General features: G+C 38.5%; 11 protein-coding genes. 6 read left to right on the top strand and 5 right to left on the bottom strand.

All coding sequences use genetic code 11. The features are described from left to right. On the top strand, window positions 1–244 hold a 244-nt coding region (locus BLV99_RS17390), incomplete at its 5' end, for a hypothetical protein (RefSeq protein ID WP_213030967.1). 17 nt (window positions 245–261) lie between these two features. Next, the gene (locus BLV99_RS17385; RefSeq protein ID WP_092692929.1) at window positions 262–1,491 is read left to right on the top strand and encodes a hypothetical protein; all 1,230 of its coding nucleotides are present in this window, start codon (window positions 262–264) and stop codon (window positions 1,489–1,491) included. Between the two features lie 105 nt (window positions 1,492–1,596). Here BLV99_RS17385 and BLV99_RS17380 read toward each other — a convergent pair whose 3' ends face one another. Next, window positions 1,597–2,007, bottom strand: coding sequence for a type II toxin-antitoxin system VapC family toxin (locus BLV99_RS17380; protein WP_063454736.1), 411 nt, complete (start codon window positions 2,005–2,007; stop codon window positions 1,597–1,599). After that, window positions 2,007–2,246 (bottom strand): antitoxin, encoded by a 240-nt coding sequence (locus BLV99_RS17375; RefSeq protein WP_063454737.1) that lies wholly within the window; start codon window positions 2,244–2,246, stop codon window positions 2,007–2,009. Before BLV99_RS17375 ends, BLV99_RS17380 begins: the two co-directional genes overlap by 1 nt. A gap of 322 nt (window positions 2,247–2,568) precedes the next feature. On the opposite strand from BLV99_RS17375, the gene BLV99_RS17370 reads away from it, so the two are divergent. Then, the gene (locus BLV99_RS17370; RefSeq protein ID WP_092692926.1) at window positions 2,569–3,357 is read left to right on the top strand and encodes a hypothetical protein; all 789 of its coding nucleotides are present in this window, start codon (window positions 2,569–2,571) and stop codon (window positions 3,355–3,357) included. A 169-nt stretch (window positions 3,358–3,526) separates the two neighbouring features. Here the strand turns inward: BLV99_RS17370 and lysA are convergent, their stop codons facing one another. Further along, window positions 3,527–4,777: a diaminopimelate decarboxylase gene (gene lysA, locus BLV99_RS17365; protein ID WP_005237876.1), complete on the bottom strand. Its 1,251-nt coding sequence runs from the start codon at window positions 4,775–4,777 to the stop codon at window positions 3,527–3,529. A 100-nt stretch (window positions 4,778–4,877) separates the two neighbouring features. Between lysA and BLV99_RS17360 the strand changes: the two genes are divergently transcribed. Together BLV99_RS17360 and repM are read left to right on the top strand one after the other, a co-directional pair. Then, entirely contained in the window at window positions 4,878–5,792 is a 915-nt protein-coding gene (locus BLV99_RS17360) for a LysR family transcriptional regulator (protein ID WP_005237875.1), read from the top strand. 812 nt (window positions 5,793–6,604) lie between these two features. Next, a complete protein-coding gene (repM, locus tag BLV99_RS17355) occupies window positions 6,605–7,534 on the top strand; it encodes a replication initiation protein RepM (protein ID WP_063454739.1) in 930 nt (309 codons plus the stop codon). Between the two features lie 11 nt (window positions 7,535–7,545). On the opposite strand, the gene BLV99_RS17350 is transcribed toward repM, so the two are convergent. Further along, window positions 7,546–7,857: an HU family DNA-binding protein gene (locus tag BLV99_RS17350; protein WP_063454740.1), complete on the bottom strand. Its 312-nt coding sequence runs from the start codon at window positions 7,855–7,857 to the stop codon at window positions 7,546–7,548. Between the two features lie 2 nt (window positions 7,858–7,859). Beyond that, entirely contained in the window at window positions 7,860–8,138 is a 279-nt protein-coding gene (locus BLV99_RS17345) for a hypothetical protein (protein WP_063454741.1), read from the bottom strand. Window positions 8,139–8,371: 233 nt separating this feature from the next. On the opposite strand from BLV99_RS17345, the gene mobQ reads away from it, so the two are divergent. Continuing rightward, on the top strand, window positions 8,372–9,437 hold a 1,066-nt coding region (mobQ, locus tag BLV99_RS17340; RefSeq protein WP_167356348.1), incomplete at its 3' end, for a MobQ family relaxase.

Below are 9,437 nucleotides of genomic sequence, written 5' to 3'. Positions count from 1 at the left end.
TTTGAGCAAAAACGAATTGTTTTCAAGCTTGTCTGACTCTATCAACAATCAAGCTGAGCATGAGCGACAAGCTGAGCATGAGCGACAAGCTGAGCATGAGCGACAAGCTGAGCATGAGCGACAAGCTGAGCGTGAGCGACAAGCTGAGCGTGAGCGACAAGCTGAGCGTGAGCGACAAGCTGAGCGTGAGCGACAAGCTGAGCATGAGCAAACTAGAAATAATAACTACACACCAGATTTTTAGTTATTTTTGGAGTTCGCATGAGCGATCAAGTTTCAGCAACATTGAAAACACTTTTAAACACGATGCAACTGCTTTCAGAATCACTTGAAAATGAAAAGCAACAACATATTGAATTACTGAAAAAACTTAATAGTCATGTCAGCAATTCACAAACTGAAATTAAGAATGATTTTTTTGATTTTCTAAACAAAATTGAGCTTCAAGAGTTCGTGTCAATCGTTCAAGATTCAAAGCTTAATATCGAAAATAATCAGAAAAGCATTCTTCAATTAAATGCTGAAATCATGCAGATCAGACAGACTGCAAAGCAATCACTCGCAGAGCTGGAGCAACAAAACTTAGATCTTTCTAAAAAAATTAGTGGCAGCAGTGACAAAATAACTAGCGATATTATAAAAAATGTTGCTAACGACGTAAAAGAAAGCGTGACACAAAACTTTTCACTACAGTTTAAAGAGCAAAACCAAACACTGATTTTAGAAGCTAAAAAAGCGAACAGCACTGTCATTACGAATATTATAGAAATCTATAATCACTTAAACAAACAAGTATTGAGTGTCACAAAAGATCATCGAGAAAGTCTCTCTCAGTTTAAAACTGATGTCAGCACATTTACAGAAAGCATTAATATTGCAATCAACAGCGTAAAAGATTCATTTGCTGAAGTTGAAGAATTAAATAAAGATCAGATGAAACAACTTTATGAATCATCTCTTAATTTTAGAAAGCATGTTCTTGATAAAATAAACGCAGAAACGGAAAATATTAATAGTATTTTTGATGATGAAATTAATAATATTTCAAAAAATGTGCAGACTCATTGTAATAATGTTTTAAATAAAATGAGTGAAACAGAAGATTTAGTTGATCAGAAAGCAAATTTGATCAGTTTAAAACTAAACGATAGTTTAACGACAACTGAAAAGATCATAGTCAAACAAACAAACTATTATGAAAACCTATATAAGCGATTGAATTTTAACTATTTTGCAATCAACACAAGTTCAATTTTAGCTTTTTTTTTGGTTGTTCTCAGCGCACTATGCATTACCGCATTTATTCAAAATAAAAGTTTAGAAAAAGATAATTTAGCGCTTCAAAGTCAAAACAAAAAGCTTAATGAAGATGGTGTATTACTCGCGTCGATAAAAAATGACTCGATCAAACTTACAAAACAATCAATTTCGGATGTAAAGAAGAAGTTTCCAACGCTGATAGTCACTCTCAACTGCAAAGCACTTGATTAGTTCGCCCAGAACGCCACAATTTACGATCTAAGCGATTTAAATCTGATTTACATTAATCCCTATCAGTATCATGTAAAAATCGCTTAAATCGCTTTATATGCCTAATCAGGCGGTTTGCCAATTTTCTAGCACTAATCCAAATTGTTTGAAATGATCAAAAATATGATCATTACTAATCAAAGTCATATTGTGACCAATGGCATGAGCACCAATCATTAAGTCCATTGATTGAACAGTAACACCTTGTAGGCGTAATTCATTACGAACTTTGCCATAAGCATGGGCACATTGTTCATCCCAATCTAAAATACTCAGTGTTTCTAAAAAAGAATTAACTCGATTAATATGTTTGATGATATTCCCACCCTTCTGCAAACCATAAATAATTTCAGCATGGGTAATCTGTGAAATGAAAACATCATCGGGATTAATCATCATTAATTTATTTTTTAGCTTATTACTGGCAACACCTTTTAAAATATAGCCCACAATATTGGTATCAAGTAGATATTCCATTAAAAAAGATCTCTTTCAAATGGCATATCTTGCTCACGATCAGCCATTAGGGTTTCAAAACCCAACACATCACTATTTTCATTAAAAAACTCTGTCCATGTACGAGGTTTTTCAGAAAGAATAACCTCTCCTTTTGTATTTCTTCTGACATAAACAACTTTGCTTTCAAAGCGAAATTGTTTTGGTAGTCGTACCGCTTGGCTTTGCCCATTCATAAAGATTTTTGCAATATGATTCATGATACACCCTCCTTTTTTTAATATACTAAATAGTATATATTAAATAGAGATCGGTGCAATCATAATGTCAAATCTTGATAAATATGATTGGCAAGAACTGTCAAAACCGATCATAAAAAAGCCGACTTGTTTCCAAGTCGGCTTTTCGGGTTTGCGTCCCCGATTTCTTATAGCATAACTTTTTGAAATATAACACTATTTATTTTTCGTTTCGTATAACCGCCATTATGTTAAATGAGAGAGTAAACGTAAGATTAGTAATACAATAAATCCAAGGTCTGATACGTTATCTCTTTATAAAAAAGGAAATAGAAGGAACATTATGTTTGTATTTGAAATTATCGTTCCAGGTACATGGCTTGACTATGAAGATTCAGATTGGACATGGAAAATTCAAAATCAACTTTATTCATTACAGTCTCAATTTTTTGAAGCTAATTTAGCATTGAATCTTTTTATATCTGCTCAAACGTCTAGATCACATTCATTTTCCAAGGATACTTGGGATGCAAATTCGAAAAGAAGACGAGAAATCAGTGAGATGTTAGAACAGGAATATATTAAGCAGGGTAAAAATTATTGGGAGAGCCATGACGAGATCAGTTTACAAACAGATATTATTTTTAAAAGAGAAAAGTGGCAGCAGGGAACAATACCAAGAGAGTTTGAGCATAATCTTTCATTTCTCTACGCACGTGCATTTCTTTATGCATTAGATGCATTTGATAAATTTCTAGGAGTATTAAGCAGAGAGGAAAATGTGCCTGAAGTTATTTCAGAACTACATAAAAAAATATCAGATATTTTCCCTGATTTGAGAGGTGTGCGTAATACAGCTCAACACTTAGAAGATCGTTCTAGAGGGCTAGGAAGAAACAATAAACCATTAGATTTAAAGCCAATTGAAAATAATTTTATAAATGCTCCTAATGGTGGTGCATTAGTACTTAATAGCTTAAATGGTTCTAAATATGGTTCAACTATGGTTGATGGACATTATGGCGAAGTTGATGTTTCTCCCGAATCAATGAGTCATCTACAGGAGATCCTTAATAATATTTTAGGAGCATTTAACTGGCATGGTCCAAAACAGCATAAACCTAGTGTTTAATTAGATTTTCTAAAATTAACATAATACACCTTATACGAAATCAAAAATGGGAGCTTAAAGCTCCCATCTTTTGGATAATCTTTTCAAATAAGGCTAGGGTGAGCATCTAGAATTCGAATTATGTAGCTGCTGGTCCAGTTGGATAAGTTGATGATTTTGTCTGGTTACCTTACACCGCCTCCAGCGCGAGCAGCTCAGCCACCGTCTGCTTTCGTCGAATAAGCCGGGGCTCCCCATTTTCCATCAGCACTTCGGCAATCAGCGGGCGAGCGTTGTAGTTCGATGACATGGAGGCACCATACGCACCAGTGTCGTGCAATACCAGCAGATCTCCCACCTGTGCCTGCGGCAAGGATCGGTGTAACACCATGCCAGCGTCTCCCTGCGTAAACACATCTCCCGACTCGCACAGAGGTCCGGCAACTACTGTGTCAAACTGCAAGCCATTAACCGCTGTGCCATCAGAGTGGATCAACTCCATACCGTGGTAGGCACCGTATAGAGCTGGGCGAACTAGATCATTGAAGCCGGCGTCCACCATCACAAAATGGTTGGCACCCTGTTGCTTCGTAGCGCGTACTTCAGTGACCAACACACCAGACTCGGCCATTAAATAGCGACCTGGTTCTATTTCTAGTTTCACTGGGTGCTTCAGTAGTTGTTCCACAGCATGGCGTGCTGCATTCCATAATGAAAAGTAGTGCGCTATATCAATCGTGGGTTCACCAGTCTGATAGGGAACGGATAGCCCACCACCAGCCGAGATGGCGTGCAGGTCCAAACCCTGCGCATTCACTACTTTTACCAATTTCAGCATGGCACCGCAGACTTCTTGCAAGTGCGTGTAATCTACACCTGAGCCGATGTGCATGTGCAGGCCATGCAAAGTCAGGCTGTTTGACTTGATCTTTTCGCAGGCGCGTACTAGGTCGCCATGCCAGATGCCATGCTTGCTATACTCTCCACCAGTATTTGTTTTCTTTGAATGGCCATGCCCGAAACCTGGATTGATGCGTAACCACACCGGGTGCCCTGGGTTGACTGCACCCAATTGATCCAGCATGTCCATGGAGCCACAGTTCACAGGAATATTTAGTTCCACCACGCGCGCAAGCGTAGCGCGGTCTAGCAGATCAGCCGTAAACACAATGTCTGCGTGCCCGTTGTGCAAGCCCGGCGTAAAACCACTAGCTAACGCACGTTCGATTTCACCCAAAGATACCGAGTCCACCACTACGCCCTGTCGCTTCATGAGGCGAAGGATGTGTGTATTAGAATTGGCTTTCTGAGCGAAACGTACTACATCAAACAACTGCAGAGCGGCAATCTGGCGCGTAATGGTGTCGGCATCATAGATCCACAGCGGGGTACTGAATTGCTGGGCCAAAGGAGCGATGGTAGTGGGAGTAAAAGGATTCATAAATAGATGATTTCCTTCATAGTCAATTCAATCATAGATGATCTCCTTCATGGTCAATTCAATCAATGCTATTCTTATTATTTAACTATTCAATATTGATATGAATTTAACTCATCGCCAGCTGACGATGTTTCGCGCCATCATGCTGCACGGCAATCTGGGACGTGCAGCCGACGCGTGTGCGTCAAGCCAGCCTACTTTGAGTCGCGAGCTGGGGCGTTTGGAGCAGTTACTGGGGTTTAACCTTTTTGACCGGGTGCGGGGCCGATTAAGACCTACCGTGCGGGCACTCGCGCTGATGCAGGAAGTAGAACGCTCGTTTATAGGCTTGGAACAGATCGCAGCGCGAGCCAGTGAATTGCGCACGCAAGCGACAGGTCGCTTGCGCATTGCGTGTTTACCGGCATTGGCCCATGCCTTGGTACCGCGCGCACTGGTATATCTCTCACATACACATCCTGAACTAGGAGTCAGCGTACATCCCTTAGAGTCGCCTTGGTTGGAACAAGCCATGAGTGAACAACGTTTTGACCTGGGGTTGAGTGAAACCCAAAAGGCACCTGTTGGAGTTACCTTGCAGCCCTTACTGAAAGTTAATGAAGTGGCTGTTTTGCCCCGTGATCACAGCCTGTGCCGCAAGGCACGACTGCAACCACGCGACTTTACAGGCGAGCGCTTCATCAGCCTCGCGGTTGGCGACCCATATCGAACCGCCATTGATGCGATGTTCGAGGACGCTAAAGTACATCGCGTAACCTTGCTTGAAACCACGAGTTCAGTGGCTGTCTGCGCCATGGTGCGTCAAGGCCTTGGCGTTGCCATCGTAAATCCGTTTACCGCAATGGAACTAAGCGGACCGGACCTAGTAGTACGGTCGCTTACTGTTGCCATCGGTTACCAGGTGAATATGCTTCTTCCGGAAATAGCAGCTCCGCACCCCCTGCAGAGCGTTCTCGCAGACACCGCCCGCAAAGCCAGTGCAGACCTGAGCCACCTTGACCAGTGTTTTTATTAGAACTAGAAACTAGAGGATTTGTTACACAGGATCAATTAATCAGATGACATATTCTCTCATTTTTATATCCGGAAAATTTCTTTTAATCTAAAGATTTTCTAATATTAACATAATACACCTTATACGAAATGCGTTATAATTATCTTTAGAAATCAATGCTGTAGTTTCTAGTTGATAGCTCATCTTCCCCAAGGTGGGCTTTTTTTATGATTTTTTACGTTCCACGCCTATTCTTTGATCAATGTTTCACAACTTTGATTAGCTCCATTAAATAATTAAAACCTAGATAATAAGAACCGAGCGAGTGTCTACGAGCGATTGAGCATCATCAAAATTTCACGCTCGCCTTTTCCCTGATTACACACTCCCCTTAGCTTAATAACGAAAGATACAGAGCATCCCGAAGGGTGCGAACTTTGAAGCTTTTGCTTTTGAAAAGCCACGAGCAAAGCGAGTGCCGGAGTTCTGTTTTTGATTTTAGAATTTATAACTGAAATTAATTAAAAACTGCCCCACGAAGCGAGGTACGAGCTTCAATAGAGTACGAGCTTTAGCGAGTACCTAGGGCAGTTTGCAGTCCCCTGCTAAAAGGCTTTTAATTATTTTTAAAGCTTTTAATGCTTTTAGACCCTATGAAAGCACTGATATCAGCGGGTTTCACTCTCAATAAGCACACAAATTCTCTTGTATAAGCACACAAATTCTCTTGTATAAGCACACAAATTCTCTTGTATAAGCACACAAATTCTCTTGATTTACACACATATTATATGTAGTGTTTAAATACACATTAATAATAACGTGTATTTAATATGAAGAATGGTTTAGTTGTGAAAGACAATGCATTAATAAACGCCAGTTATAATTTAGAACTAACAGAACAGCGTTTAATCATGCTGGCGATAATTAATGCAAGGGAATTAGGACAGGGCATCACGGCAGATAGCAAACTAGAAATACATGCTAGTGATTATGCAAAGCTCTTTAATGTATCAACAGATGCATCCTATAAAGCTCTAAAAGAAGCTGTAAACAACCTATTTAATAGACAGTTTAGCTATACAGCAGAATACAAAAAAACAGGGAAAGTAGGTGTTGTTCGCTCTCGTTGGGTTAGCCGTATTTTTTATGTAGATGACTTAGCGCTATTAGAAATTACTTTCGCACCTGACGTAGTGCCTTTAATCACTCGACTAGAAGAACATTTTACGAAATACGAAGCCAAACAAGTTGCACACCTAACCAGTAAGTACGCTACCAGACTTTATGAATTATTAATCGCCTGGCGTGAGGTTGGTAAAACACCAATTTTTGAACTACAACAATTACGTAAAAATTTAGGTGTTGAAGATGATGAATATCAACGTATGCATCATTTTAAAAACCGTGTATTAGACACAGCTATTACTCAGATCAATGAGCATACGGACATAAAAACTACTTATGAACAGCATAAGCAAGGGCGTACCATCACTGGTTTTTCATTCAGATTTAAGCAAAAATCACAGCCGAAAATTGAAATTAAACGTGACCCCAATACCCCTGATTTTTTTGTCAAAATGACCGATGCGCAACGTCATTTATTTGCAAATAAAATGTCTGAAATGCCCGAAATGTCTAAATATTCGCGAGGTACAGAGAGCTTTCAACAGTTTGCTATTCGTATCGCCGACATGCTTTTGGAACCTGAAAAATTTAGAGAGCTTTATCAATGTTTAGAAAAAGCAGGATTTCAGGCATAGTCCATAAAAATTTATTTTGCATTTTTTATTTTTCCTTTTGGTTTGGCTTTAACAAGAAATTTCTCACCTAAAGCCTTTCCTTGTTTAAAAGTAACAACTTCTCTTTCGGGAATATTAATGAGGTCGCCAGTTTTAGGATTACGGCCGATTCTTTCAGCACGTTTTTGAACGGAAAAAGTTCCAAAATCGACTAATTTAAGACTCTTCTCTTCAACTAATGCTTCAGTAAATACTTCAAGAACAGAATTAAGAATAACTCTGGCTTCATCTTGAGTTATATATAATTTAGGAGCAAGTTTGGCAATTATATCTGCTTTATTCATCGTTAATTTTCCTCAATACTTGGTAAATCAAAAAGTTTTCTATCTCGATCTTGTGTTAAATATGTATTGAGATTAGCGAGTATTTTTGTTTTCTCTGTTTCATCTTCCATTTCTTTAAGCAAATAAGAACCTAATAATATTTTTTTGCGAGTTTCGTCTTTTCTTTGTTGCTCTGAAATTTTCTTTTTTTCCCTAGCTTCAATTGCCTGTTTTTGAGCTTTTAATTGTTTTAAACGCTCTTCTTGTTTTTCAATTTTCTGTTCTAAATTTTCAATACTCATACTCTAAGATCATTCCGAAATAACTCACTCAATCATAAGCACACATGAATTGAAATTCAAGGTGCTATATGATATCGTGGTTTTTCCCGAATGAAATGAAGGGCGCACTTATCCATTGAAAAAACCTAACGGTATTTTTCAATGGTAAGCACGGTAGGGGATACCCCTACACCCCAAACCAGTCTATGTAGACTGGTGAAATTTGGTAAACCAAATTTAAGAGCAAAAGCGAAATGGCGATATATCATTTTTCAGTCAAGAATATAAGTAGAAGTGACGGACGATCTGCCGTTGCTTGTGCTGCTTATCGTTCTGCTGAAAAATTGACATGCGACTATTACGGTAAAGAACAAGATTACACAAGAAAAATTGGGGTTGAACATACACAAATATATGCACCCGAAAATACAAATATTAATTTATTAAATAGACAAAAATTATGGAACTCCGTTGAGAAGGTTGAGCGAAGAAAAGATGCAACTCTAGCTAGAGAATTTGAAATTGCTTTTCCAAATGAACTTAATGCAGAGCAACGAAAATCAATGCTCGATGATCTATGTAAAAAGCTCGTTGAAAAACACGGTGTCGTAGTTGATGCATGTATTCATGCACCGCATCAAAATAGTGGAAGTGATGAACGAAATTATCATGCTCATATTATGTTTACGACAAGATCAATTGATCTAGAAACAGGTGAGTTCTCAGCAAAAAAATTTCGTGATTTTAATAAAGAAGTTGGAAGTAAAACAGTTAAAAACTGGCGCTCATACTTTGCCGATTTAACTAATTTACATTTAGAAAAAGCGGGTTTTGATATTCGTGTTGATCATCGTAGTAATAGGGCACGAGGGCTAGACCTCGAAGCAACACTACATGAAGGCTCAAAAGTGACTCAACTTCGACGAATGAATATTGATACAGAAATCAGTTTAAAAAATGATGCGATCAAACAGCGTAATTTATTGAGTTCAATGCCTGATGTCGATCATGAAATCATTGCGACATCAAAACTGCTGCAACAGCTCAAATTTGAGCAAAGCAAATTACAAACACAATCAAGAGAAAGTGCTTTTGATGACATTTTGAATACTGCTTCAAGCAAATTGACAGAAATTAATGAGACTTTTGACAAAATAACTGAAAATGTTAACGAAAACGGAAGTCAAAAAAATATTTTTGATACGCTCGACTCAAGCATTTCTAGTTTGAGCAAAAACGAATTGTTTTCAAGCTTGTCTGACTCTATCAACAATCAAGCTGAGCATGAGCGACAAGCTGAGCATGAGCGACAAGCTGAGC

This window comes from Acinetobacter kyonggiensis, from assembly GCF_900107285.1.
Lineage (GTDB): Bacteria > Pseudomonadota > Gammaproteobacteria > Pseudomonadales > Moraxellaceae > Acinetobacter > Acinetobacter kyonggiensis.
This window is presented reverse-complemented; position numbering and strand designations above follow the sequence as displayed.